This window comes from Yinghuangia sp. YIM S10712, assembly GCF_051388935.1.
In the GTDB taxonomy this organism is placed as follows: domain Bacteria; phylum Actinomycetota; class Actinomycetes; order Streptomycetales; family Streptomycetaceae; genus Yinghuangia.
In genome coordinates, this window is sequence record NZ_JBPKBI010000006.1 from 83,703 (window position 1) to 107,128 (window position 23,426).

The 23,426-nt window shown below is 69.5% G+C and carries 24 protein-coding genes and 1 pseudogene; 10 read left to right on the top strand and 15 right to left on the bottom strand.

Annotated elements, in window-relative coordinates; all coding sequences use genetic code 11:
- Window positions 1-6: 6 nt before the first annotated feature.
- From ACRX5W_RS15435 to ACRX5W_RS15455, 5 genes are all read right to left on the bottom strand, one after another.
- Window positions 7-480, bottom strand: a complete 474-nt coding sequence (locus tag ACRX5W_RS15435; RefSeq protein ID WP_436788695.1) for an ATP-binding protein — start codon at window positions 478-480, stop codon at window positions 7-9.
- Between the two features lie 306 nt (window positions 481-786).
- Window positions 787-2,121, bottom strand: a complete 1,335-nt coding sequence (locus ACRX5W_RS15440; protein ID WP_436788696.1) for a hypothetical protein — start codon at window positions 2,119-2,121, stop codon at window positions 787-789.
- A gap of 314 nt (window positions 2,122-2,435) precedes the next feature.
- Window positions 2,436-2,858: an alternative ribosome rescue aminoacyl-tRNA hydrolase ArfB gene (gene arfB, locus ACRX5W_RS15445; RefSeq protein WP_436788697.1), complete on the bottom strand. Its 423-nt coding sequence runs from the start codon at window positions 2,856-2,858 to the stop codon at window positions 2,436-2,438.
- 302 nt (window positions 2,859-3,160) lie between these two features.
- Entirely contained in the window at window positions 3,161-4,270 is a 1,110-nt protein-coding gene (locus ACRX5W_RS15450; RefSeq protein ID WP_436788698.1) for a serine hydrolase domain-containing protein, read from the bottom strand.
- Window positions 4,255-4,776: a pyridoxamine 5'-phosphate oxidase family protein gene (locus ACRX5W_RS15455; protein WP_436788699.1), complete on the bottom strand. Its 522-nt coding sequence runs from the start codon at window positions 4,774-4,776 to the stop codon at window positions 4,255-4,257. Before ACRX5W_RS15455 ends, ACRX5W_RS15450 begins: the two co-directional genes overlap by 16 nt.
- Window positions 4,777-5,080: 304 nt before the next feature.
- Here ACRX5W_RS15455 and ACRX5W_RS15460 point away from each other — a divergent pair, with 304 nt between their 5' ends.
- The 7 genes from ACRX5W_RS15460 to ACRX5W_RS15490 all read left to right on the top strand — a co-directional run bounded on the left by ACRX5W_RS15460 (window position 5,081) and on the right by ACRX5W_RS15490 (window position 12,318).
- The gene (locus ACRX5W_RS15460) at window positions 5,081-7,225 is read left to right on the top strand and encodes a S9 family peptidase (RefSeq protein ID WP_436788700.1); all 2,145 of its coding nucleotides are present in this window, start codon (window positions 5,081-5,083) and stop codon (window positions 7,223-7,225) included.
- A gap of 270 nt (window positions 7,226-7,495) precedes the next feature.
- Window positions 7,496-7,798: an urease subunit gamma gene (locus ACRX5W_RS15465; RefSeq protein WP_358359342.1), complete on the top strand. Its 303-nt coding sequence runs from the start codon at window positions 7,496-7,498 to the stop codon at window positions 7,796-7,798.
- A 134-nt stretch (window positions 7,799-7,932) separates the two neighbouring features.
- Window positions 7,933-8,310 (top strand): urease subunit beta, encoded by a 378-nt coding sequence (locus tag ACRX5W_RS15470; protein ID WP_436788914.1) that lies wholly within the window; start codon window positions 7,933-7,935, stop codon window positions 8,308-8,310.
- Window positions 8,307-10,028, top strand: a complete 1,722-nt coding sequence (locus tag ACRX5W_RS15475) for an urease subunit alpha (RefSeq protein ID WP_436788701.1) — start codon at window positions 8,307-8,309, stop codon at window positions 10,026-10,028. The genes ACRX5W_RS15470 and ACRX5W_RS15475 overlap by 4 nt, the downstream gene beginning before the upstream one ends.
- A gap of 35 nt (window positions 10,029-10,063) precedes the next feature.
- Window positions 10,064-10,753 carry an urease accessory protein UreF gene (locus ACRX5W_RS15480; RefSeq protein ID WP_436788915.1) on the top strand — a complete coding sequence of 230 codons (690 nt, stop codon included), beginning with the start codon at window positions 10,064-10,066 and terminating at the stop codon, window positions 10,751-10,753.
- The gene (gene ureG, locus ACRX5W_RS15485) at window positions 10,743-11,495 is read left to right on the top strand and encodes an urease accessory protein UreG (protein WP_436788702.1); all 753 of its coding nucleotides are present in this window, start codon (window positions 10,743-10,745) and stop codon (window positions 11,493-11,495) included. Before ACRX5W_RS15480 ends, ureG begins: the two co-directional genes overlap by 11 nt.
- 7 nt (window positions 11,496-11,502) lie before the next feature.
- Window positions 11,503-12,318 (top strand): urease accessory protein UreD, encoded by an 816-nt coding sequence (locus ACRX5W_RS15490; RefSeq protein ID WP_436788703.1) that lies wholly within the window; start codon window positions 11,503-11,505, stop codon window positions 12,316-12,318.
- Window positions 12,319-12,413: 95 nt separating this feature from the next.
- On the opposite strand, the pseudogene ACRX5W_RS15495 reads toward ACRX5W_RS15490, so the two are convergent.
- The 5 genes and pseudogenes from ACRX5W_RS15495 to tgmA form a co-directional block, all read right to left on the bottom strand.
- Window positions 12,414-12,652: pseudogene (locus ACRX5W_RS15495) on the bottom strand (DUF397 domain-containing protein).
- A gap of 300 nt (window positions 12,653-12,952) precedes the next feature.
- Window positions 12,953-13,561 (bottom strand): DUF6461 domain-containing protein, encoded by a 609-nt coding sequence (locus tag ACRX5W_RS15500; protein WP_436788704.1) that lies wholly within the window; start codon window positions 13,559-13,561, stop codon window positions 12,953-12,955.
- 206 nt (window positions 13,562-13,767) lie between these two features.
- Complete coding sequence (locus ACRX5W_RS15505) at window positions 13,768-14,877, bottom strand: methyltransferase domain-containing protein (protein WP_436788705.1); 1,110 nt, start codon at window positions 14,875-14,877, stop codon at window positions 13,768-13,770.
- Window positions 14,868-15,836, bottom strand: a complete 969-nt coding sequence (gene tgmB, locus ACRX5W_RS15510; RefSeq protein ID WP_436788706.1) for an ATP-grasp ribosomal peptide maturase — start codon at window positions 15,834-15,836, stop codon at window positions 14,868-14,870. Before tgmB ends, ACRX5W_RS15505 begins: the two co-directional genes overlap by 10 nt.
- Window positions 15,833-16,135 carry a putative ATP-grasp-modified RiPP gene (gene tgmA / locus ACRX5W_RS15515; RefSeq protein ID WP_436788707.1) on the bottom strand — a complete coding sequence of 101 codons (303 nt, stop codon included), beginning with the start codon at window positions 16,133-16,135 and terminating at the stop codon, window positions 15,833-15,835. The genes tgmB and tgmA overlap by 4 nt, the downstream gene beginning before the upstream one ends.
- A gap of 175 nt (window positions 16,136-16,310) precedes the next feature.
- Between tgmA and ACRX5W_RS15520 the strand changes: the two genes are divergently transcribed.
- The 3 genes from ACRX5W_RS15520 to ACRX5W_RS15530 all read left to right on the top strand — a co-directional run bounded on the left by ACRX5W_RS15520 (window position 16,311) and on the right by ACRX5W_RS15530 (window position 19,108).
- The gene (locus ACRX5W_RS15520; protein ID WP_436788708.1) at window positions 16,311-16,550 is read left to right on the top strand and encodes a hypothetical protein; all 240 of its coding nucleotides are present in this window, start codon (window positions 16,311-16,313) and stop codon (window positions 16,548-16,550) included.
- A 287-nt stretch (window positions 16,551-16,837) separates the two neighbouring features.
- A complete protein-coding gene (locus ACRX5W_RS15525; protein WP_436788709.1) occupies window positions 16,838-18,076 on the top strand; it encodes a glycosyltransferase in 1,239 nt (412 codons plus the stop codon).
- A gap of 138 nt (window positions 18,077-18,214) precedes the next feature.
- Window positions 18,215-19,108, top strand: coding sequence for a protocatechuate dioxygenase (locus ACRX5W_RS15530; protein WP_436788710.1), 894 nt, complete (start codon window positions 18,215-18,217; stop codon window positions 19,106-19,108).
- A 90-nt stretch (window positions 19,109-19,198) separates the two neighbouring features.
- Here ACRX5W_RS15530 and ACRX5W_RS15535 read toward each other — a convergent pair whose 3' ends face one another.
- The 5 genes from ACRX5W_RS15535 to ACRX5W_RS15555 all read right to left on the bottom strand — a co-directional run bounded on the left by ACRX5W_RS15535 (window position 19,199) and on the right by ACRX5W_RS15555 (window position 23,083).
- Window positions 19,199-19,666, bottom strand: a complete 468-nt coding sequence (locus tag ACRX5W_RS15535) for a MarR family winged helix-turn-helix transcriptional regulator (protein ID WP_436788711.1) — start codon at window positions 19,664-19,666, stop codon at window positions 19,199-19,201.
- 104 nt (window positions 19,667-19,770) lie between these two features.
- Window positions 19,771-20,088 carry a hypothetical protein gene (locus ACRX5W_RS15540; protein ID WP_436788712.1) on the bottom strand — a complete coding sequence of 106 codons (318 nt, stop codon included), beginning with the start codon at window positions 20,086-20,088 and terminating at the stop codon, window positions 19,771-19,773.
- Between the two features lie 54 nt (window positions 20,089-20,142).
- Window positions 20,143-21,069, bottom strand: a complete 927-nt coding sequence (locus ACRX5W_RS15545) for a hypothetical protein (protein ID WP_436788713.1) — start codon at window positions 21,067-21,069, stop codon at window positions 20,143-20,145.
- 128 nt (window positions 21,070-21,197) lie between these two features.
- Entirely contained in the window at window positions 21,198-21,896 is a 699-nt protein-coding gene (locus tag ACRX5W_RS15550) for a hypothetical protein (RefSeq protein ID WP_436788714.1), read from the bottom strand.
- 8 nt (window positions 21,897-21,904) lie between these two features.
- Window positions 21,905-23,083, bottom strand: coding sequence for a hypothetical protein (locus ACRX5W_RS15555; protein WP_436788715.1), 1,179 nt, complete (start codon window positions 23,081-23,083; stop codon window positions 21,905-21,907).
- Window positions 23,084-23,426: the final 343 nt, after the last annotated feature.

Genomic DNA, 23,426 nt, shown 5'->3' on the forward strand with positions numbered 1-23,426 from the left:
CCCGCGTCACGGAGCGAGGGCGACCGGGACGCGTACGCGTATGGTCTTGCCGGTTGCCGACGGCAGGACGTCGATGGCGCCCTTCGCCTCGGCGATGGTGAGCTTGACGATGAGCAGGCCGCGGCCGTCCTCGGCGTCCGTGCCGCTGTCCGTCAGCGCCTTGGGCCGGAACGGGTGGTCGTCGGCGACGTCGAGGCGGATCCGCCCCGGGCTGAGGGCGAGGATGACGCGGACCCGCTCCGTCAGCACCGCGGCGTGCCGGACGGCGTTGGAGACGAGTTCGGTCGTCACCAGGAGCAGAGTGTCCTGGAGTTCGGGGTGGATGTGCCAGTTGCGCAGGACATCGCGCACGCGGTGGCGGAGTTCCGGGACCGCGGCGACGGTCGGCGGCAGCGTCCACCGGACCAGGACCGGCCCTGCGGGCAGGCGGTCGGGGTCGGCGTACGAGGTGTCGAGCGGTGTTTCGTCGGTGCGTCGCACGTGTGCTCCGGTGCGGCTGCTGAGGGATTGTGCATCCCTGGATCCGCAAAAGTGCGGAATGGCTTGGATGGCCAGTGTGGAGCGCCTCATGGTGGAGCATCCATGCTTTTCCGCCTGTGATCCGGAATGACAACCGACGTGGTGTATTGCCGGTCGGATTTGCGCGTCTGTGCATGTTGCTGCTCGGCTGCGGGCGAAGTCCAGACAAGAACACCGTGTGACAGTCGAAACGGACGACTGTTGTGGCACGTCACGAAGACACTGTGCGATCGGGCGGAAACAGCGGCGTGAGCGCGTACGTGTGTTCTATGTTGGAGGGTTCCTCGGCCAAGTGCGGCCCGTCGTCCGGGACTCCATGTCCTCCGCCGTCCACGTCGCCGGCGCCTCCGGGGCGCCGCGGCTTGCCGCGGCGGCGATCTCCAGGAGGACGAGCACCAGCAGCACGACCGCCGCGACCAGCACCACCGACCCCGGGGTCGGATGGTTCCACAGCAGCAGCCACACGCCGCCGAGCGCGACAACGCCGATGTAGAGGGCGTGCCGGCGTTCGGCGATCCACGAGCCGACCGCGCCCGTGCGCACGCCCGCGTCCGCTGCCGTGCGCCCCACCCGCCCGAGCAGCACACTCGCGCCCCGGCGGACCGCGACGGCGGGCCGTGACGGACCGAACAGCAGCGCGGCCAGCGCGGTCACCGCGCCCAGGACACCGAGCGTGCCCGCGGATTCGCGCAGGAAGCGCACCAGTGCGTCGAAGACCGCCGCGGCGGCGGCGCCGTCGACCGAACCCGGCAGCCGGTCGAGGTAGATGCGGCGGCCGATCGTCAGAGCGACGGCCAGCAGCACCATCGCGGCGAGCACGCCCAGGCCGACGCCCAGGACCGCCCTGCGGCTGTTCGGCGCGAGCCACACGCCCAGCGCCGCGAGGGCCAGGGCGATGGGCGGGAGCCACCAGCCGGCCGCGTGCAGCAACTCGACGTAGCCGCGCACCTCGTCGAGTTCTTCGGACTGCACGAGGACGATGGACTTGTCCACCTCCGGGATCGCCTGGGCGAGACTGAAGCCCTGATCGACAAGCCGCTGCTGCACGTTCGAGACCAGCGGCCCGAGTTGCAGTCTGATCGTGCCGTCGTCGACGTCGATCGCCTCGTTGCCCTGCCCGGTGAGCGCCTTCACCATCGCCGCGTGCGCCTGGCGGTTGGCGGTCACCCACACGTCGGCGAAGGCGTCGCTGCGTACGACGGTGTCGACTTCGTCGCGCACGAACTCCTCGACGCCTTCTTCGAGGGGGCCGGACAGCCGCCGCAATTGGTCCGCGATGCCGGGCGGCAGGCCGTTCTCGGTGAGCGTGTTCGCGAGCGCGTCGGTGACGCTCTGCATGTCGATTCGCTCGGTGATGGCGCTGGTCACGCGGTCGCTGACGGCCCGCTGCACGGCCGGGTCGCGGGCCAGCGGCCCGACGGTGGCGATGTAGCGGTCGGTGTCCTCGACCTGCTCGTCGGCCCACACCGCGACGACGGCGGCGATCGAGACCAGGCATGCGACGAACACCAGGACGATCGACCCGGCGGTACGCACACCGCGCACGACCCGGCCGGACTTGTGCCTGCGCAGCCGTTCGAGCTCGGCACCGGACTTGGACACGGGGTCCTGCGGAGAATGCGGATGATTTTGGGCATTCGGGTCGCTGGCCATGACTGATTGTGGCCAATGAATCGTGACATTTGCGGCATAAGCCGTGCCTTGGGCGGCGTGCCGGGGCGAGCTGAGATCCGGGCCTTCGGGCCGGCCGATGCCGGGTCGACCGATGCGTCGGTGCGCTGCGGCGTGGTTCGGGGATGCGATGACGGGCTGGTCGCGCGGCGCGGGACCGGAACGGCGTCGCCGAGGCTGTTCGTGTCTTCCGTGTCGCGTGTGGTTCGGTAGCCGGGCCGGTCAGGGGCCGCCGCGGACCGGTCCTACGCGTCGGGTGCGCGCCGGAGGCGTTTTATGTCGCTGCGGCGGGACTTCTCGGTGAGCCGACGTTCCTTCGCGCGGCGGCTGGGCCGCGTGGGGCGGCGCGGAGGCGGCGGCGGCGCGGTCGCCGCGACCAGCAGCTCGGCGAGCCTGCGGCAGGCTGCCTGACGGTTCATCAGTTGCGAACGTTGCTCGGACGAGGCGACGGTGAGAACGCCGTCCACCAGCCGGTCGGCGAGGTTGCGCAGCGCACGGGCCTTGAGCGTGTCGGGCAGCGCGGTGGTCGCGGCGAGGTCGAAGGACACCTCGGCGCGGCTGTCCGTGGTGTTGACGGACTGACCGCCGGGACCAGAGGAACGCGAAAAACGCCAGGACAGCTCGGCCGCGGGAACCACCGAGCCGCGGATGTCGAGATCTGTCGGCATCCCCCTATTGTCGGGGGTGCGGCGCGGCGAGTCGACGGAGTTTCGCCGGGGCGCTCGGAGCGGCGGCCATCGCTACTGCCGGAGGCCATCGACACCGGCAGCCGCCCGGTGGCGGCGGTCGGTCTTCCCCTGTCCGGTGGCCGCAACCACTGCCGGGCGTTTACGGAGTCCGGTGCCGACCGGGCCTGCCGACGGGGCCTGTCGGCGGGTGCCGATCCGTCCGGCGGCGACGGCGCACGGAACGGCGAGCGGCTCCACCGATTGCTCAGGCCCCGTACGGAACCGGCTTCGGTGCCGATGACTCAGGCACGGGAGTTGATCGTGGCCGCGGTCAGGTCCGCGAGGCGTTGTGCGGTGTCGAAGTGGGGAGTGAGACGGGTCTTGGTCATCGCGAAGGAGGTGCCGGTGGCCGTGTCGGCATAGACGTAGCTGCCGCCGCCACCGACCCAGCCGAATGTCGTGGGTGTCTCGTCCGGCCGAGTGCCGATACGGCCGAGCGGATAGCCCAGGGCCAGCCGCGCAGCGCCGCCGAAGACCTGATCGGTGCCCTCGAAGGCCACTGCCGTCAACTCCTGGAGCCGGTGCGGGTCGACGAGCCGGCCGTCGAGGACCGCGGCGTTCATGGCCGCCATTCCCCGCGCGGTGAAGGTGCCGACCGAGGGGATGTCCGCTTGCAGGATCTCGTGGCTGTTGCCCATGGCCGCGGTCGGCTGCATTTCCCAGGGCGCGAGCACGGCACCGCCGTCCGGTGGGTCGGCCGGGGGCGGTGCGGCGTCTTCGAGCCGTGCCGGTCGGGCCAGGTCGGCTTCGGGCACACCGAAATACAAGTCGCCTTCGATGCCCAGTGGCACGGTGACCCACTCGCGCAAGAGGTGCCGCATCGGTCTGCCCGTGGCCCGGCGTGCGATCTCGCCGACCAGGAAGCCGTACGTGAACGAGTGGTACCCCGTCTTCGTACCGGGCGGCCACCGGGGTTCGGCGTCGGCGATCGCGGCGCAGACCCGCGTCCAGTCGGGCAGGTCGGCGGGGCCGATGCCACCAGGCATCGCCGGTACGCCGACCGAGTGTGTCAGCACGTGCCGAAGAGTCGCGGCCGCCTTGCCGTTGGCGCCGAACTCCGGCCACACATCGACCACGGGTGTGTCGTATCCGATCGCACCGCTCCGGACGAGCAGGTGGGCGATCAGCGACGTCATGACCTTGCCGGAGGAGAAGCTGAAGAACGGCGTCCGAGGGGTCACCCGGCGCCCGGTCCGACTGTCGGCGACTCCGGCGACGGCGTCGACGACAAGGACACCCTGGTGGCGGACGGCGACCTGCAAGCCGGTCTCGGCTCCGGTGTCGACGAGTTCGTCGAGGACGCTTTGGACCTTGCGCTGCAACGAGGGCATCGTCGTCACCGGCTCGGCCACGTATAGCGGGTCTGGCTGGACGTCGGCAGTTTGCCGAAGGCGAAGCCGACGGTCGGTGCGACCCGGTACAGCCTGACGTCGCCGGCGATGACGGCTTCGCCCAACCCGTACCAGGTGCCTTCCGGGTTGGTGAGATGTGCGCCGTACTTCCGCTCGAAGTCCGCGACGGCCTGTTCCCGTTCGGACCGCCGGTCCACCACGGACGCGACCCCCTCGATGACGACGTCCACGCCGGTCAGGGCACTCGTGCCGGTCGTCAGCGCACAGTGGGGATTGCGCTTGAGGTTTCGCGCCTTGCGCTCCTGACCGCCCGTGGTGAAGCACAAGCCGCCCAGACTCCAGGCCGCCAACACGGGCGTCACGTGCGGTCGCCCGTCAGGCCGCACGGTGGACAGCCAGAACACTTCCGCCTCACCGATGGTCGCCAACACCGACGCCCACGGCGTCGCCCGCGCGTCCGGAGACGAGAACGGCCCCAGCACGGCATCCGGTTCGTTGTTCAACATGTCACATCCTCAAGGAGGCATGCCCGGTCGGCCGGCACCGGTGAAGGGGGGGCCAACGAACCGACCCATCATGTCCTGCGATGGGTGTTGCCGCCGTACTTGACGACCTGAAATCGCCGAGAGATTCATCGGTCGGCGCGCGCACCGACAATCTGCTGCCGCGTGGCGCACTTGCCCACGGGCCTGGTTCTGCTCCGCGTCCTGGCGCGACCCGTTGTTGCGTCGGCCACTCGGCAGCGCGCCACCGGCGCGGGAAACGGTGTCTGCGATGCCTCCGGGCGCGGTGCGCGACAGAATCGGTGGCATGAGCACTCAGACCGAACTTCCGTACGGGTCTTGGCCGTCTCCGATCACCGCGGAGGCGCTGGTTGCCGGTGCAGCGACACCGGGGGAGGTGCGGGTCGACGGCGCGGACGTGTGGTGGTCCGAGTCGCGGCCGGCCGAAGGCGGGCGCGAGCAGTTGGTGCGGCGCGGCGCGGACGGCAGCCGTACCGACATCCTGCCGGACGGGGTGTCGGCGCGGAACCGGGTGCACGAGTACGGCGGCGCGGCGTGGACCGTCCACGGCGGCGTGCTGGTGTACGCGAACTGGGCGGACCAGCGCCTCTACCGCCTTGATCCCGGGGCGGAGCACGCCGTGCCGGTCACGCCGGAGCCGACCGTGTCGCACGGACTGCGGTATGCGGACCTGGAGATCGTGCCTCCCGGCGTGTGGGGCGAGCACGCGTGGGTCGTCGCGGTACGGGAGAACCACGAGCCGGACGTGGTCGCCGAGCACGGCGAGGCGGTGAACGAGATCGTCGCCGTCCCGCTGAACGGCGGTCCGGGCATGCAACACCCTTCTTCGGTACGGGTGTTGGTGACCGGACCGGACTTCGTCGCCGCGCCGCGCGTCGCCCCGGACGGGTCCGCGCTGGCGTGGACGCAGTGGGACCACCCGAACATGCCTTGGGACGCCACCGAGTTGGTCGTCGCGCGCGTCGATGTCGTGGACCCGTCGGTCGGGGGCGCGCCGGAGCTCACCGGTGCCGAGGTCGTCGCGGGCGGACCCGGTGAGGCGGTGTTGCAGCCGACCTGGGCGCCCGACGGAGCGCTGTGGTTCTCCTCCGACCGGCGCGGCGGATGGTGGAATCTGCACCGGGTCGGCGCCGGCGGCCAGGTCGAGGTGGTCGCTCCCGTCGATGGCGAAATCGGCGGTCCCCCATGGGTGTTCGGCATGCGGTGGTTCGCGTTCCTGGCCGACGGGCGGGTGGCGTGCGCATTGGCCCAGAACGGGCTGTACGACCTGGCGATCGTCGACCCGGACCGCCCCGAGGAGCCGCCTCAGGCGCTGGTCACCGGGCTGACGTGGGTCGACCGGGTCGCCGCCGGGCCCCAGGGCGGCGCGGACATCGTAGTGATCGGAGCGGGACCGGCCGAGGAGGCCGAGCCGCTGGGGATCTTCCTGCCGCAGGCGCACGAGAGCGCCGACGCGGCCGAGGAGGAGCACGACGACGACCGGGATCCGGACGACACCGAGTACGGGGTGTCGGATCTCGCCGAGTCCCGCGACGACGCGGGCCATGCGCTGCTCGAACGGCTGCGTCCGGCACGGGATTCCGTGGTGGGCCGCGAGTGGTTCTCGATTCCCGAGCCGATAGCGTTCCCGTCCGCGGACGGGCGTACCGCGTACGGCATCCTCTATCGGCCCCGCAACCCCGAAGTCCGGGCGCCGGAAGGGACGTTGCCTCCGCTGCTGGTGACCACGCACGGCGGTCCGACGGCGATGTCGCGCGCGATGCTGACGCTCGGCAACCAGTACTGGACCACGCGCGGGTTCGCGGTGGTCGAGGTGAACTACGGCGGCAGCACCGGCTATGGGCGGCCCTATCGCGAACTGCTGCGGAACGCCTGGGGAGTTGTCGACGTCCAGGACACCGACGCGGCAGCCCGCCACCTCGCGGCGACCGGCGTCGTCGACCCGGACAAGCTTGCCATCCGGGGCGGTTCGGCGGGCGGGTTCACGACGCTGGCGGCGCTCGCGTTCGGCGACACCTTCGCGGCGGGCGCCAACCACTTCGGCGTCGCGGACCTGGCGGCGTTGGCGCGGGACACGCACAAGTTCGAATCACGTTATCTGGACGGGCTGGTGGGGCCTTACCCGGAGGCGGCGGAGCGCTACAAGGAGCTGTCGCCGATCAACCACACCGATGCGTTCACATGCCCGCTCGCGGTGTTCCAGGGCCTGGAGGACGAGGTGGTGCCGCCGTCGCAGTCGGAGATGATCGTCGAGGCGGTGCGACAAAAGGGACTGCCGTACGTCTACCTCGCGTTCGAAGGCGAACAGCACGGGTTCCGCAAGGCGGAGAACATCATCCGCTGCCGCGAGGCGGAACTGTGGTTCTTCGGCAAGGTGTTCGGCTTCGAGCCCGCGGACGACATCGAGGCGCCCCCGGGCGGAGGCTTCTGACGCGGTCTTCGGGCTCTCTTGCGCCGGACGGAGTCCGATTCGCGCGCGCGAATCGGACTCCGCCCGCGTCTGCGCCCACGGTCGAGCGGAGAAACCGCTGGTCAACCCGTGTCGTCGCACGGCGTGAGCAGTTGGATACATCGCGGTAACAATCGCCGCACCGGTGGTTAACACGGGGCGGCGATTCTCGGGACAGCCAGGAGGCTCCGGCTGCACCGGGCACTTGCCTGACCTGGGCACCGCTTGACCCGAACAAAGGGGGACCGACGCGTGCTGCTGACCCCGCACGAGCAGGAGCGGTTGATGCTGTCGTACGCCGCCGACCTCGCCCAGCGGCGCAGAGACCGCGGACTGCGGCTGAACTACCCCGAGGCGGTCGCGGTGCTCTCCTCGTTCCTGCTCGAAGGCGCCAGAGACGGCCGCAGCGTCGCGGACCTCCAGGAGGCCGGGCGGCACGTCCTCGGGCGGGACGACGTCATGGACGGCGTCCCCGAGATGCTGGGGGAGGTGCAGGTGGAGGCCACATTCCCGGACGGGACGAAGCTCGTGACGGTCCATCACCCGATCCCATGAGCGGCGGGGCGCCGAAAGGCAAAGGGAGCGGCGGGATTTCCGGGCGCGCCAGCGGGAAGGGTTCGGCCAACGCCGTCGCCAGGACCGCCGCCAAACCCGCCGTCAGGTCCGCGGCGAGGCCTCTGGGCAAGCCGGTGGTTCCCGGCGAACTCCTGCTCGGGGCCGAGCCGGTGCCGCTGAACCCGGGGCGGCCGGTCACCGTGCTGCGCGTCCTCAACACCGGGGACCGACCCGTCCAGGTCGGCTCGCACCTGCACTTCCCGGCAGCAAACGACGCCCTCGACTTCGACCGCGGCGCGGCGTGGGGGCACCGGCTCGACGTCCCGGCCGGCACCGCCGTGCGGTTCGAGCCCGGTGTCGCGCGGGAGGTGGCGCTCGTACCGCTGGCCGGTGCGCGCGTCGTCCCAGGCCTCAAGGAGGGGCGCGGAGGACGGCTGGACCCGATGGACGCATCCGCGAACGGGCACGACCCGGACGCGATTTCCGTGCCCGGACCGGAGGCGGCGCCGTGACATCAATCGACCGCCACCGCTACGCGTTGCTCTACGGCCCCACGACCGGCGACCGCATCCGACTCGCCGACACCGACCTCGTCGTCGAGGTGACCGAAGACCTGTGCCGCCCGCGCGGCGCGGCCGGCGACGAGGCGATCTTCGGCGGCGGCAAGGTCATCCGCGAGTCGATGGGGCAGTCCGTCGCCACCCGCGCCGAAGGCGCACCCGACACGGTCATCACCGGCGCGGTCATCCTCGACCACTGGGGTGTCGTCAAGGCCGACGTCGGGATCCGCGACGGCCGCATCGCCGGCATCGGCAAGGCCGGCAACCCCGACACGATGGACGGCGTCCACCCCGACCTGGTCATCGGCCCGTCCACGGAGATCATCTCCGGCAACGGCCGCATCCTCACCGCCGGCGCCGTCGACTGCCACGTGCACTTCATCGCGCCGCAGCAGTTCGCCGAGGCGCTGGGCGCAGGTGTGACCACGATGATCGGCGGCGGCACCGGCCCGGCCGAGGGCACCAAGGCGACCACCGTCACGCCCGGCGCGTGGCACCTCGCCCGCATGCTGGAGGCGCTGGACGCGGTCCCGGTCAACTTCGTGCTCCTCGGCAAGGGCAACACCGTCTCCGAAGAGGCGATGTGGGAGCAACTGCGGGCGGGCGCCGCGGGGTTCAAGGTGCACGAGGACTGGGGTTCGACGCCCGCCGCGATCGACGCGAGCCTGCGCGTCGCGGAGGCCGCCGGGGTCCAGGTCGCGCTGCACAGCGACACGCTCAACGAAACCGGTTTCGTCGAGGGCACGCTCGCGGCGATCGGCGACCGGACGATCCACGCGTACCACACCGAGGGCGCGGGCGGCGGGCACGCACCGGACATCATCACGGTCGCGTCCATGCCCAACATCCTTCCCTCGTCGACGAATCCGACCCGGCCGCACACCGTCAACACCGTCGAGGAACACCTCGACATGCTCATGGTGTGCCACCACCTCAACCCGTCGATCCCCGAAGACCTGGCCTTCGCCGAATCCCGCATCCGGCCCTCGACCATCGCGGCCGAGGACGTGCTGCACGACCTCGGCGCGATCTCGATGATCGGCTCCGACAGCCAGGCGATGGGCCGCGTCGGCGAGACGATCATGCGGACGTGGCAGACCGCGCACGTCAACAAACTGCGGCGCGGCGCGCTGCCCGGCGACGGGGCGTCCGACAACCTCCGGGCGCGGCGCTACGTCGCGAAGTACACGATCTGCCCGGCCGTGGCCCACGGCCTCGACGACGAGATCGGGTCCGTCGCGGTCGGCAAGCTCGCCGACCTGGTGCTGTGGGACCCGGCGTTCTTCGGGGTACGGCCGCACGCCGTCATCAAGGGCGGCGCGATCGCCTACGCGGCGATGGGCGACGCCAACGCGTCCATCCCCACACCCCAACCGGTGCTGCCGCGCCCGATGTTCGGCGCCGCGGCACGCTCCGCGGCGGCGACCAGCGTGCACTTCGTGGCACCGGCCGCGCTTGACGACGGGTTGGACCAGCGAATCGACGTACGCCGCAGGCTCGTTCCCGTCGCCGACGTACGCGGGCGCGGCAAGAGCGCGATGCCCCTGAACGACGCGATGCCGCACATCGAGGTCGACCCCGGGACATTCGCGGTGCGCATCGACGGACAGAAGGTGGAGGCGCAGCCCGCGGCGATCCTGCCGATGGCCCAGCGATATTTCCTGTTCTGACGGCGGCGGACAAGTACGTGGAAGAGGTGGTGCACATGGGCGCGGGGCTTCTCCTCCTCGGCGACTCACGACTCCCCGCAGGGGGCCACGCCCACTCGGGCGGGCTGGAGAACGCGGTGGCGCGCGGCGAGGTCCACGACCTCGACACACTCGGCGACTTCCTGCTCGGGCGGCTGTACGGAAACGGCACCGTGCAGGCCGCGTTCGCCGCATGTGCGGCACTCGTGGCCGGGCCGTACACACTCGACGTGTCCGGCCCCTGGGCCGAACTCGACGCCGAACTCGACGCGCGCACCCCGTCGGCCCCGGCCCGTGCGGCGTCGCGCGCGCAAGGCCGATCGCTGCGCCGCATCGCGCGCGCCGCGTGGCCCGACGAACCCTGGACCGCGCTCGGCGTCGCGCCGCACCACGCGGTCATGCTCGGCGCGGCGGCGACCCGGGCCCGGCTCGACGAACGCGACGCGGCCGTTCTGGCCGCCACCAACGCCGTCAACGGCCCGGCATCGGCGGCGGTCAAACTGCTCTCGCTCGACCCGATCGCGGTCACCGTCGTCCTCGCGGAGATGGCCGGACACTGCGACCAGGTCGCGGCCGAGGCGGCGGACGCGGCCCGGACCGTGCGCGCGGACGGAGCCTGGGACCGCCTGCCCGCATGGTCGTCGCCCGGCCTCGACGTCTGCGCCGAACTGCACGCCCGCGAGGAGGTCGTTCACTTTGCATCTTGACCACAACCCCGGCAACGGCGGCCGTGCGTACGGCTTCCCGCCCGTCGTGCCCGGCTCACGAGCGCTGCGCATCGGCATCGGCGGACCGGTCGGCTCCGGCAAGACCGCACTGGTCGCCGCCCTGTGCCGGGCGCTGGCCGGAAGCGTGTCGCTCGCCGTGGTCACCAACGACATCTACACCACCGAGGACGCCGACTTCCTGCGTGCGGCGGGCGTCCTCGACCCCGACCGCATCGCCGCCGTGCAGACCGGGTGCTGCCCGCACACGGCGGTACGCGACGACATCAGCGGCAACCTCGACGCTGTCGAAGACCTCGAAACCGCCTTCCCCGACCTGGAGTTGATCGTCGTCGAGTCAGGCGGCGACAACCTCACGATGACGTTCAGCCGGGGCCTCGCCGACGTGCAGCTCTTCGTCATCGACGTGTCCGGCGGCGACAAGGTGCCGCGCAAGGGCGGCCCGGGGGTGACGCGTTCGGACCTGCTGGTGATCAACAAGACCGATCTCGCCCCGCTGGTCGGTGCCGACCTCGGTGTCATGGACCGCGACGCGGCCCGCATGCGTCCGGGAACCCCCGTTATTTTCCTGTCCCTTCGCGGCGAGCCGGGTGCGGCGCCGGTCACGGAGTGGGTGGTTGCCCAGTTGGCGGCATGGCAGTCCGGGTCGCCTGTGCCCGCAGCCGCCGACCGGGCCCCGAACGCCGCTGCTCCGGCGCCGAGTTCGCCCCCAATGGGCGGGTGAGTCGCCTGTGGAGGCCGAGGCGGTCGTCCGGGCGGAAACGGCACCGATGCGGCGCGGGACGGGCGGCCCGGCCCGGGTGACCCGCATCGTCGAAATGCGCGGCGAGGCACCGCTGTTGCCACGCATCACGGCAACACCCGGCCCCGGCGCGGAAGTTGTCTTCGTCGGCGGCGCGGCCGGCCCCCTGGGCGGCGACACACTCGCACTCCGCATCGAGGTCGGCCCCGGCGCCCGGCTCACCGTACGCACCGCCGCAGCCGCCGTCGTGCTTCCCGGCACGGGCGAACCGGCCCGCCAGTCCGTCGAGATCGTCGTCGCCGACGGCGGCGAACTCGAATGGCTCCCCGAACCGACGGTCGTCGCGGCCGGCGCCCGCTACGAGTCGACACTCAAACTCACCCTCGGCCGCGCAACGCGTCTGTTGATGCACGACACCCTGATCCTGGGCCGAGCGGCCGAAGCGCCCGGCGATGCGGTCGTGCGCTGGGACATCACCGCCGAGGGGCGTCCGCTGCTGCGGCAGCAGTCCGCGTACGGCCCGGCCGGGCACCCGGGTTGGCAGGGCCCGGCAGGGTTGACGGGCGGCACGGTGGTCGCCAGTGAACTGCGCTTCCCGGACATCCCGGGAACCACCCCACGCCTTCCCAGCGCGGTAGGCAGAGCGGTCTGCGAGTTGGCGGGCGGCGGCCTGCTCACCACAGTCGTCGCGACGGACGCCCTGACCGCGACCCGGCTGCTGGCACCCGCGCCACCTCCGGCCCGCGAACGATGCCAGTCGATTACGCCGGCGAGAGAGGCCCGGCGTACACCGGCGCGGGCGTGAGTGCGGTGTGAGCTTCTGGTGCCAGCCACCCGGGAAGCGAATCGGCCCCGTACGACAAGCTGCGTACGAGGCCGACGAGTTCAAGAGACGGATGATCAGTTGGTCGCCGCCAGGAACGTGCTCCACTGCGCCGGGGTGAAACCGAGTTCGGGGCTGCGCTGGACCTTCGAGTCACGGACGTGGATGGACTGGACGCAGGAACCGACTTCCACGCAGTCGCTGCCTTCGCTGCCGCTGTGCTGGACTTGCGCCAGGCGCCGGCGACCTCGACGCAACTGTCGCCGTCGCTGCCGCTGTAGCTGGACTTGCGCCACGCGAGCTTGATCACGCTCACAGATCCCCTCGCATTCGCTTCCCGAAACGCCCGCAGCGCCGCCCCGAACGCCCGCAAGCTGTCGGACGGTTCCGGCTCCCCCGTCAAAGGCCCCATACGAGACACGACCCTCACCCCTCCCCATGCCGATATGGCGACGGGTCAAGCATCTGCAAAATGTGACCGAATGTCTACCGTGTGTACTGGTAAACGCACGGTGCGTACACAAATCTGGGAGTCACACCGCGCCCCGCAACCGCGCCCCTTCCCCTCCCGTCCTGGGCGACCGCAACAAACGTGCGGCCGCATTGTGGGAGTTGCCTACTCGCGGAACGGCGACGGCGCGCTCGGCGCCGGATCCCGAAGCATCTCCGGGGTCAGGCGTATGCCGGTGACATGTTCGGCGAGCGCCAAGTTCTTCTCGTCCCAGTGGAACGGCCCGTCCTCCCAAAGGTCGTCATCGTCGTCCGGGATCGGGTGCGGATCCGGGTCGAGGCCGATACGGCGCATCGGCTCCACGAGGCGGTCGGGACGGCTGCCCCACCGGTCGTCGGGCGCGACTGCGTCGAACATCGTCCACAGCTCGCCATCGACGACGTGCCAGAACTTCGCATGCGCGAGCACGTTGCGGTTCACCATCACCGCCTCGGTGCCCAAGGACAGTTCGCGCGCTGCCTTGTCGGTGAACGCGTCGAAGCCATCCGGTTCGATCACCAGCGCCCAGTCCCCGAGCGCGTGCACCCTGATGAACGGCCGCCCCGCGCAGCGCTCGTCCCGGGTCATCGGCCGCAGGGCCGAAGGCGCGACCTCCAGTCGGCGGCACACCTCCGGCACCCCGAGGCCGCGTACGAAGAACATGGTGTAGTAGGTGAGTTCGCCGTGGTCGTGGATCCAGAGGTACTGCGCGTAGGCACTCTCGTCAGACGTCACCCGCCGACCCTCCCGAACCCCACCGACACCGCCCCCGGGCGTCGTCGGGTCGACGTTGAGATTGCAGAATCCTGCGGTTTGGCGCGGGAGTTTGCAATCTCAACGTTGGTCGGTTGGGGCAGAAAAGGGTGCTCTCCGAGGCCGATCTTCACGTGTCGGCCAAGGCGGCGTCGGCGGGGTGGGAAGCGGGCCTTGGTCGTAGACCATCACGGGAAGGTGATGGTGTGGCCTGTCGTGTCCACGGTGAGGGTGAGCGTCGTTGTCTCGGGGCTGCCCGCGTCCAGCCATGCGCCAACGGCGTGTTCGATGCGGTGCCAGAACGGGTTGGCCGGCGGTTCGGTCACGGTGAACTCGCCGCCGGTTTCCCGCACCACCGCGTACGCGCCCGTGTCCTGGTCGATGAACCAGTCAGCCGGGCCGTCGCCGACATCCAGGCCCGCGAACCACTGCACGCCTGAAGTGACGCTCTCCGCGACGAGTTTGGCGGCGTTGTCGTGCAGGACTTTCGGGTTGAGGGACGTCGGGCGTGACGTGCCTGAGGAGACATCGGGCAACATCGCGTGCCTCGGCGCCAGTTCCTGCCGGGCGCGCATGTACGAGCTCTCGGAGACGAAGCGTCCGGTGGCTGTGCCGTCGTCGTGCACCACCAGGCGGGCGAGGCCTCCCGGTTCGAGGCGGCCCCGCAGGTTCGCGATGATGATGCCGCCGGGTGTCGTTTGGGCCAGCCAGTCGGGGGAGACGCGTGCGACACCGAAGGTGGCCAACACCCTGTCGTACGGGCCCCCTTCGGGGTATCCCCTGCGGCCGTCGCCGACGACGACCGTGGGGTGGTGACCGGTCGCGTACAGGTGGGTGCGGGCCTGGGCCGCGATGGTGGGGTCGGTGTCGACGGTGACGACGTTGTCCTCGCCGACGATTGCGCACAGGAGGGCGGCCTGCCACCCCGTGCCGGCGCCGAGTTCGAGGACGCGGTGGCCGGGCGCCAGGTCGGCCCGCTCCAGGGTGAACGTGACCAGGCAGGGCATCGATGTGGACGAGGTCGGCTCGCGCCGGATCACCCCGGTGATGTCGCGCGGCGCGATGGTGCCCGCGATCTGCGTCACCAACGCCTCGTCGGCGTAGCAACCCGACTGCCACTCCTTGTCGTTCGGCATGACAGGCCGCCACGCCGTGAAGCCGCTGCCCTCGACCTCCACGAAGTATCCGTCGGGAACGAAGTGTTCGCGTCGTACCGCACGCACGGCCGCCGCCACGTGGTCGGGCACCGCTCCGTAGTCGCGGATGAGCCTGGCGATCATCGCGTCGTTCAGTTCCACGTCGCCTGCACTCCTTCCTCCAGGAGGTCGGCCATGGTCGCGACCATGGGTAACCCGGTCTCCTGTTCGAGCCAGGCCCATTGGCCCGACGGGTTGCATTCGAGGAAGATCCAACGGCCGTCGCCCGTCAACGCGAAGTCGAAGGCTCCGAAAACGAGTTGGAAGTGGTCGAGGTACGCATACAACGCGGCGCGGATGTGCTCCGGGGTATCCACGACGGCGTATGCGAGGGCGTCGTAATCGGTTCGCCAGTCGAGGAGGTCGGACTTGACGACGACGGAGAAGACGCGACCACCGATGACCGTGACGCGGACGTCCGCCACCTTGTCCACGATGGTCTGGAACAAGTGCATGGTGCCCGACACCGCGTCATCCAACTCGTCGGGCCGCACTGCCGCGACCTTCACGGCCTGCGACGTGTTCGCGCGGCTGTAGAGCGGGGCGTACAAGGGCTTGTAGAGCACAGGCCCGTACGCGCGGGCGAACTCCTGCGCCTGGGCGGGCTCGTTGGTGATGAGCGTCGTCGGCAGCTCGAAGCCGGCGCGGACTGCCGCGGCGAGGCCGGCGGGTTTGTACTCCGCGTCGCCGATGCGGTTGGGGTGGTTGACGTACAGGCACTCCGGCAGGCTGACGATCAGCCCGCCCAGGCCGTAGCGTGCCTGCGTCGTCGCGAACCGGGCGTCCTCCGCGTCGAGATGCGGGAAGGCGAAGCCGGACGGCCGCCGGTAATAGAGCGACCGCACTCGGTCGATCGCGGCCTCGCGCGTGGCGGTGCGCAGCACGCCCCGCCAGCCGTCGCCGCCGCCGATCCGGGCACTCGCACTCAATCGGGCGGGGAAGTGCCCCGAGTCCAACCGCACCACGGGAACGGCCCGGCGGTGCAGCTCTTTGATGACGAGGTCGGCGGTCGGGTCGTCGTCGTTGGTGACGACCCAGACCGCGTGGCTGTGGTGTGTCACTGGTCGGTGTCGTTCCCCGTGTCGGGGTTCTCGCCGCCGCCGCGCCGGCCGTCACTCGGATTGCCCGTCGACGTGGGTGGGTTGGTGCCGCTGCTGGTGCCGTGGCGGGGCATCTCCATCACGTGGCCGCGCCCGTCGAAGTAGGTTGCCACTTGGCTCTCGTGGTCGATCTCGACGCGGGCGTAGCCTTCGGTCGACACCGGATAGGGCGCCATACGCCGCACGCCCCAGGGGACCGGCGTGAGGGCCCCGGTCGGCAGGGGGGAGCCCTGGGGGACACGGTCCGCGTAGTTGAACATGGTCACTTCCTTTCGGTGGACGATGACTTCAAGCATCGGCGGAACGTGTGCGGTTGGACACCCTCGGTGCTGGTACAGCGGTAATCAGTACGCCCCCCTGCGGGATGCGGATACAGGGTGCCGTGTGCTCACTGCGGCCGACGGCACGGCCTTGTCGCTGAATAGGGTTGGGGCCATGAGTGCCGGAACGCCCAAGTCGCCCCTTGCAGCAGCTTCGGGGCTCATCTGCTTCGTCCTCGTCGTCGGGGGCCTGAGCGGGCTCGCGCACGAACTCTTCGGGTGGATCCGGTTCATGGGGTTTGTGCGGTTCCTGGTGCCCGACGGGTACGAAGTCGTCGGCTACATCGTCATGGTCGTGCTCGGCGTCATCATCGGCGCGGCCGGCGACGCCGTCGGGCGCCGCGCCCGTGACTGAGCATCGATTCGGTGCCCGGGCTGCCTTCAGCAGGCCATCACGAGTACGCCGCTTCGACGTTCGCCCGGTCCTCGCGTGGCGGCAGGACTGCCGGCCGCATTGCGGGCCTCTGCTGCCGGGCGATGCCGTGCAGTCCTGATGGTCGCGCGAGAAACAGGAAAGGCAGGGAAATTGCTTTCCCTGCCACTATCAACCTATAGCGCACCCAGGGGCTTGCGGCAAGGCCCCGGTTGTGCCGCAGAATCGGCGGCCGAAAGCCGAAGTCTGGGGAAAATGGGGGTCGTTGCGTGCGAGTTTTGTTGACGTCGTGGGGATCGCGTGGAGATGTCGAGCCGGTGGTGGGATTGGCGGTGGCGTTGCGCGAACTCGGCGCGGACGTACGGGTTTGCGTGCCGCCGGACGAAGAGTTCGCGGCGCTGGGGGCACGTGCCGGCGTACCGCTGGTGCCGCTCGGCCCGACGGTGCGTTCGGTGGTCGCCGGAACGAGGCGGCCGACAACGGACGATGCGTTTCGTCTTGCTCGCGAATTGGTCGCCGCGCGGTTCGAGACGCTTGGTGCGGCGGCGGCTGAAGGGTGCGACGTGGTCTTGGCGACTGGCCTGATGCCGGCCGGTGCACGGGATGTGGCCGAGAAACTGGGCGCCCGTTACGTACTTGCGTGCTTCCACACCCTGGGACTGCCGTCGCGGCACGTCCCTCCCGGAAAGCGGCCGGGGGAGGCGTCGCCGAAGGGCGAAACCGACATCCGGAAGCTGTGGGAACAGGACGCCCGGAGGGTGAACGCCCTGTACGGCGAGGCGCTCAACAGCCACCGGGCGGCGATCGGCCTGCCGCCCGTGGACAACGTCCGCGACCATGTCTTCACCTGTCGGCCGTGGTTGGCGGCAGACGCGACGCTGTGTCCGTCGCAGGGCATGACGGAACTCGACATCGTGCAGACCGGGGCCTGGCTCCTGCCCGACGACCGTGTGCTGCCAGGGGAGTTGCAGGCGTTCCTGGATGCCGGTGCGCCGCCGGTGTACGTCGGCTTCGGCAGCATGGCCGCGTACGCCCCTGACGGCATCGCCCGCGTGGCCATCGAAGCGGTCCGCGCACAAGGCCGCCGTGTCGTCCTGGCCCGAGGCTGGGCGGGGCTGGCCCCGATCGACGACGCCGAGGACTGCTTCGTTGTCGGCGAGGTCAACCAGCAGGCGTTGTTCCGCCGGGTGGCTGCCGTCGTCCACCACGGCGGCGCGGGCACCACGACCACGGCCGCCCGGGCCGGCGCGCCTCAGGTCGTGGTTCCGCAGATCGCCGACCAGCCGTATTGGGCCGCCCGGGTGGCCGAGCTGGGCATCGGCTCCGCGCACGACGGCGGGACGCCGACCGTCGACTCCCTGGCCGCCGCGCTCAAGACCGCCCTGACCCTCCCGGCCCGGGCACGAGCGGAGGCCGTGGCCGGCACGATCCGCACCGACGGGGCGGTGGTTGCCGCGAAACTGCTTCACGACGTGGTCGAACAGGATCGGTCGCCCGCGTCCACGTGACCCGGGCGGAGGACGGCGTCCGCGGGTATCGAAGGACGGCGACACACCGCCACAGCCCGGGCGGAACGTTTCTCATCCCGCGCTCATGCTTGGCACCTACTCTGCCGACACCCGAACGAGGGCAGAAGGAGCAAATGCATGGAATACGACCACCACGAAGGGCAGCGGGTCAGCCGGCGCACCGCGTTGGCGGGCATCGGCAGTATCGGCCTCGGTGCGCTGCTCAGTGCCTGCTCGGGGTCGAAGGGCGGCGGCAGTGCGCAGGCCACCACGACGACAGGGGCGAGTGCCTCCATCTCGCCGCAGGCGTCGGCCGCGATGGACCACACCGGGCTGTTCGAGAACGCGAACACCTGCACGCTCACCCCGCAGACCACCCAGGGCCCGTACTACTTCGACGCCGACAAGGTGCGCAGCGACATCCGCGAGGATCGGGAGGGCGTCCAACTGCGGTTGGCCATCCGGGTCCAGGACAGCGAGACCTGCCAGGCGATCCCCAACGCGGTGGTGGAGATCTGGCATTGCGACGAGGCCGGTCTGTACTCCGGTGCGGAGTCGCTGTCGGGTGGCGGCGGCGGTGGGCCCGGTGGCGGCACGCCGCCCTCCGGGGCTCCCGGTGGAACGCCCCCGTCCGGCGCCCCGGGAGCCGGACCAGGCGGCAACGGCGAGGCCGCGGACCTCACGCCGCAGGACGACAAGCGTTATCTGCGCGGCGCCCAGGTCACCGACAACGACGGCATCGTGCAGTTCACCACCATCTGGCCCGGTTGGTACAGGGGTCGTACGGTCCACGTCCACGCCATGGTGCATGTCAACAACGAACGCACGCTCACCACCCAGGTGATGATGGACGAGTCGCTCAACAGCGCCGTCTTCGCCAAGCAGCCGTACGCCAAGCACACCGGCCGCGACACCTTCAACGACGGCGACAGCATCTACCAGCCCACCATGCTGCTCAAGATCACCGAGGACGGTGACGGCTACCTGGGCGTGATCACCTTCGCTGCGGACCCCGATAAAAACGGAAAATAGGCCGTCTCTCGGCGTCGAGATCTGCGAACGACGATCCGCGTCCGCAGATCTCGACCGCCGACAGGCCGGTCGACCCCGGACAGGTTGAAGCTAGGCAACGGTTCCGCCGGTGTTGCGGATCATCTGCCGGAGCACTTTCAGGGCGGTGACGTAGTCGGCGTCGTCGATGCCGTCGTGGATCGCGGCCCGGATCGCCGGAGCGTGCTTCTTGAGGTCGACGCGGGCCTGCTCACCTGCCTCGGTGATCCACAGCCGTTCGTCGGCGTCGCGCCTGAGCCAGCCGCGCTTCAGTAGGACGTCCGCCTCCGCCGTCAGGTCGTCCTCGGGTCTGAGGTACGAGCTCATGGCCTGGCGGAGTTCGGGCACGGTCATGCCGCGGCCGTCCCGTGAGATGTCGTTCTCCGACAGATTGCGCAGCAGCCAGAACTGGGGCTGGGTGTATCCGTGTTCGGCCTGCCGCGCCCGGGTGAACGAGATCAGTGCCTCGTACGCCACCCCGGTCCAGTACGCGGCCGGCTGGCCGGCGAGTTCGCCGTCGGGAATGTGATTGGTCGTCATGTCGTGCTCCTGCCGAGGAGTGATCGTGCAACTGCTGGTGGGAGCACGCTAGAACTTGAAGTCAGGTTGAGGTCAAGATCGGCTTTGCCGCGTCGGCCGGGCCACTACTTTTTCCCTTCCGTCGCGGCGGCCTGCGCCTTGAACAAGTCCGCCAGCGCACGCTCGACTTCGGCGTACATGTTCAGAACCTCGTCGAGTCCCTTGACGGTCGCGTCGATGTCCTTCTCGATCTGCCCGAGCCCGTACTTCCACTTCTTCTGGAACTCGTTGCAGGCACCGTCGAGTTTCTTGGTGCCCACATTGTCCGGGCTGACGACGGACATGACGTGCATCGCATCGCGCATCGCCGTCTCGGCGCCCTGCAACTTGGTGATCATCGCGCGCATCTGATCGATGTCCACGCGAAACATGTCGGCGCTCATGGCCTGGCCCCCCGTATTCCCTGTTCAACCACTGTGCGGTCACTGCTGCTTCGGTCAGACTTTTTTGGTGCTCGGGGCCAGGCCTTCGCGGACGATCCACAACGGTGTCGGCGGCACAAGCGTTCGCACGTTCGCGTTGCCCGCGAAATGCTCCAAGTCCGCAGCGAAGCGCCGGGTGAAGTCGTCACCGGAGCTTTTCACCGCCCCGTAGAAGACCCCCAACAGCACATAGCCGGGATGCAGTGGGGTCGAGGCGCTTGCCATCGGCCATCCCGTCACGTCGTCCGGGTCGTGCAACAGCCCGAGCAACTGTTCCCCGATAAAGGCGACTTCCCGAAGCTGACCCCAGGTCACCGTGGCCGGGACCGAGCCCTCCAGATGAATGCCTGTGCTGTCCATCCGCCAGTCATCGAGGTCTTTGCCTTTGTGGTTCTGCTGCGCGAGACGGACGATCTCGGGTGGCGTGTATCCGTTCGGCCGCGGGTACCCGCGGTCCTCCGCTGCGGTGGTGAGCGCGTCGACGACGGGCGGCGGGAAGCGCCCGGTGATCCTGAAGGACGTGTTCCGTGGTTGCTCGATCCACGGCCGCAACTCGGCGTACGGCAGCAGTTGCACCGGTGTGACTTGCTTGATTCTCCGCAGATCGGCGGTGATGACGACGCCGCCTGTCCTGAAGTCCCCGGCGAACAGCAAGTGCCCGGCCGTGCGCGCGAGTACGCGTTTGCGCCACGGGTGCACGATTGGCATTCGACCTTGTTGCCCGGTCAGAACCACATGGGGCCATCGGGTGCCGGAGGCACACGTCTCCCACATAACCGGCTCGGCGTCGAAATGTCGCAGCCACAGCCGGACGACGCGCGCGTCGCTGTGCAAGGCCATGCCGATAACGAACGCTCCGGGCACCAGCATGGCAAGGACCAGCACAATCAGCAGGTCGTTCGCTGCGCCTCCCGGGTCGATGGCCACACGGAGTTCAGCCACGCCCCACCCGATGAGAATCCCTGCGATGCCCACGCCGATACGCAGCCATCGACGTTTGGCGTACAGTGCGAGCAACGCCGCCGAGCTCGGTACAGTCTCGATTCCTGACTTGACGGAGGGTTCGTTCGTCATCCGAGCACCGATCGAATGTGGGAGGCGTCGTCAGTCGCTTCCGGTTGCTCAACGACAAACGGTGATTTGCCGTCGAACCAAACCGTCATGGCCATGATTTCGATCATTACTTGATAGTTTTCCAGTTCGGCCTCATCGGGTGTGGAGCATTGCAGCACCACGATGCGTTGGGTCTCGGGGTGAGTGATGGCGATGCTCGCTTGGTGGACTTCCGGGAGTTCGGGCGACCTGGCTGCGTCCGACCCGGTGTGGATGCCCGCCTTTATGATCCCGGTCCATTTCATGGCCGGGCCCGCCGGTACATCCAACGGCAGCGGGTCGGCGCCCCACTTGGATTCGATGATCGTTGCCAGTGCGCGCTGAGTGGCGCCGCTGTCGGGGAGTTCGTTGTCCAGGGTCGTCAGCGAAAGTGTGGCGGTGGAAAGAGTGCCGTCATCCCGGCGGAACACGCCCACGCCGAAGTAGCGCACACCCCTTTTGAATACTTCGTTCACGAGCGTGAGAAGAGAGAAGACGCCGGCAGCGGCTATCCGCTCCTCCGCTTCAGTGGTGGCCGCCGCCAAGTACTCCTCGCAACGGCCCGCGAGTTCATCGAGGCCGCCGGCGACCGCGATCTGCCAGAAGCCGGGCAGCGGTATGAACCACACCGACGACTCCCGCGGCGCCGGGCGGGAGTCAAGCGTTGTCTCGAACACGTCTTCCCCTAGAACGCGAGACCGATGGTGAGGGCGTCCAAAAGTGCGGTGTCCACCTCCACACCCATGACGTCCAAGGTGGGGACGGAGACGCCCACCGCCCCACCGCTGTAGGTGAGGACCTTCGTGATGCTTTCGGCTGTCTCGTCAATGGCACCCGTAGGTATCGCCAGTCCCGATTTCGCGGCCTTGACCGACTCGATGACGTGCGCCATCCCCGCCACCCCCATAGGTGCGATGGAGGTGAAGGAGGGGGCGGCTCCCTGAAATGTCTTGATGAGCGCCGGCACCGCCTTGACCCCGGGGGCAATCCCGATAACGTCCAGCACCGCAGGCAGGATGGTGTCCACTCCCGGGTTTTTGATGGCTGCGGGAAGATGCCCGACGAGAGCACTTGCACTCAGCAACCCGCCCGCGATCAGCAGGGTCAGGCCAATGGGAGTGGTCATGCCGACCATCAAGGCGGCGATGGCTACCACACCTGCCGCAGCCGACAGCCAGTCCGCGGCCTTCTCCAAGGCCTTGATCGCGCCTCTGATCGAGCCCCATATGCTCTTCTTGGGCTTGTGAGGTGCGATGTCGTCGGCATCTCCCAGACGAGAGGCGACGCCTTTGGCGTCCGACTCGTGGAGATCCTCCAGCTCGTCGGCGCGCCGCTCGACGGCCTTGAGCTCCGCTTGTGCGGCTTTCAGGTCGGCGTTGGCCTGGTTGAGCGCGTTCACGGCACTGTCGTAGCGCGCCTGCATGTTCGCCAGGTCCGCTTCAGTGGCCGCCTGCTGTCCGGCCAACAGGAGGTCGGGGTTCGTGTCGGCGTTCTTCGCCGACTGCTCCGCCCCGCCGAGCTTCTGCCGAGCTGCGGCGGCCTCCGAGTCGAGGCGTCGCGCGCTTTCCTGATGTGCGATCAGAGTGTTGCGCCAGTTGGAGAGTTCGGTTGCGGCGCGGCCGAAGGACTGTTGCGCCTTGTCCAGGCGCTGGGGCAGCTTCTCGCGGATGTCCTTGCGGAACTCTTCGGCCGCGGCCCCTTGCCAGATCGCACTCTGCGCGTTGGCCACCGTGACTGTCGCCATCCGGGCCTCGTCCAGCGCGGTTCTGGCTCGGTTCAGGGCATCCACCAGGCCCTGAACGGCATCGGGGGTGCCGACGGCGGGGTTGGACTTCAGGTTCGGGTAGGGATTCGGAGCTGCCATCAGGCCTCACCGGCCTGGGTGCGCGTTGCCGTTGGTGACCGGCGGTCCCGGGCATGCATCGGTCCAACTCCCCCGTGCGGACAGCGGCCGTGGCCGCTGTGTGACGGACCCGCGTACATGGCGAGTTGGTGCAGCGAAGTCCGCGAGACGAACATTTGTCCAAGCTCCGGGCATCGTATCGCCGCGCCGCAGAGTGTCAATCATTCATGGCACTGTGTGATCGACGGCGAACTTGCCGACGGCACGGGGATGTTGAGGGCGCTGAATGGTTGATCGCGGCTGTGCACCCGTTGGCTGTTGTCGTCGTCGCGACCCGCGCCCGCGACGCATTCGCGGCCTTCGG

Coding starts and splice junctions, on each gene's coding strand:
- arfB (WP_436788697.1), bottom strand. CDS start 2,858: ATGCCGACAGATCTCGACATCCGCGGCTCGGTGGTTCCCGCGGCCGAG.
- ACRX5W_RS15455 (WP_436788699.1), bottom strand. CDS start 4,776: ATGTTGAACAACGAACCGGATGCCGTGCTGGGGCCGTTCTCGTCTCCG.
- ACRX5W_RS15460 (WP_436788700.1), top strand. CDS start 5,081: ATGAGCACTCAGACCGAACTTCCGTACGGGTCTTGGCCGTCTCCGATC.
- ACRX5W_RS15480 (WP_436788915.1), top strand. CDS start 10,064: ATGGGCGCGGGGCTTCTCCTCCTCGGCGACTCACGACTCCCCGCAGGG.
- tgmA (WP_436788707.1), bottom strand. CDS start 16,135: ATGTTCAACTACGCGGACCGTGTCCCCCAGGGCTCCCCCCTGCCGACC.
- ACRX5W_RS15520 (WP_436788708.1), top strand. CDS start 16,311: ATGAGTGCCGGAACGCCCAAGTCGCCCCTTGCAGCAGCTTCGGGGCTC.
- ACRX5W_RS15530 (WP_436788710.1), top strand. CDS start 18,215: ATGGAATACGACCACCACGAAGGGCAGCGGGTCAGCCGGCGCACCGCG.
- ACRX5W_RS15535 (WP_436788711.1), bottom strand. CDS start 19,666: ATGACGACCAATCACATTCCCGACGGCGAACTCGCCGGCCAGCCGGCC.
- ACRX5W_RS15540 (WP_436788712.1), bottom strand. CDS start 20,088: ATGAGCGCCGACATGTTTCGCGTGGACATCGATCAGATGCGCGCGATG.
- ACRX5W_RS15555 (WP_436788715.1), bottom strand. CDS start 23,083: ATGGCAGCTCCGAATCCCTACCCGAACCTGAAGTCCAACCCCGCCGTC.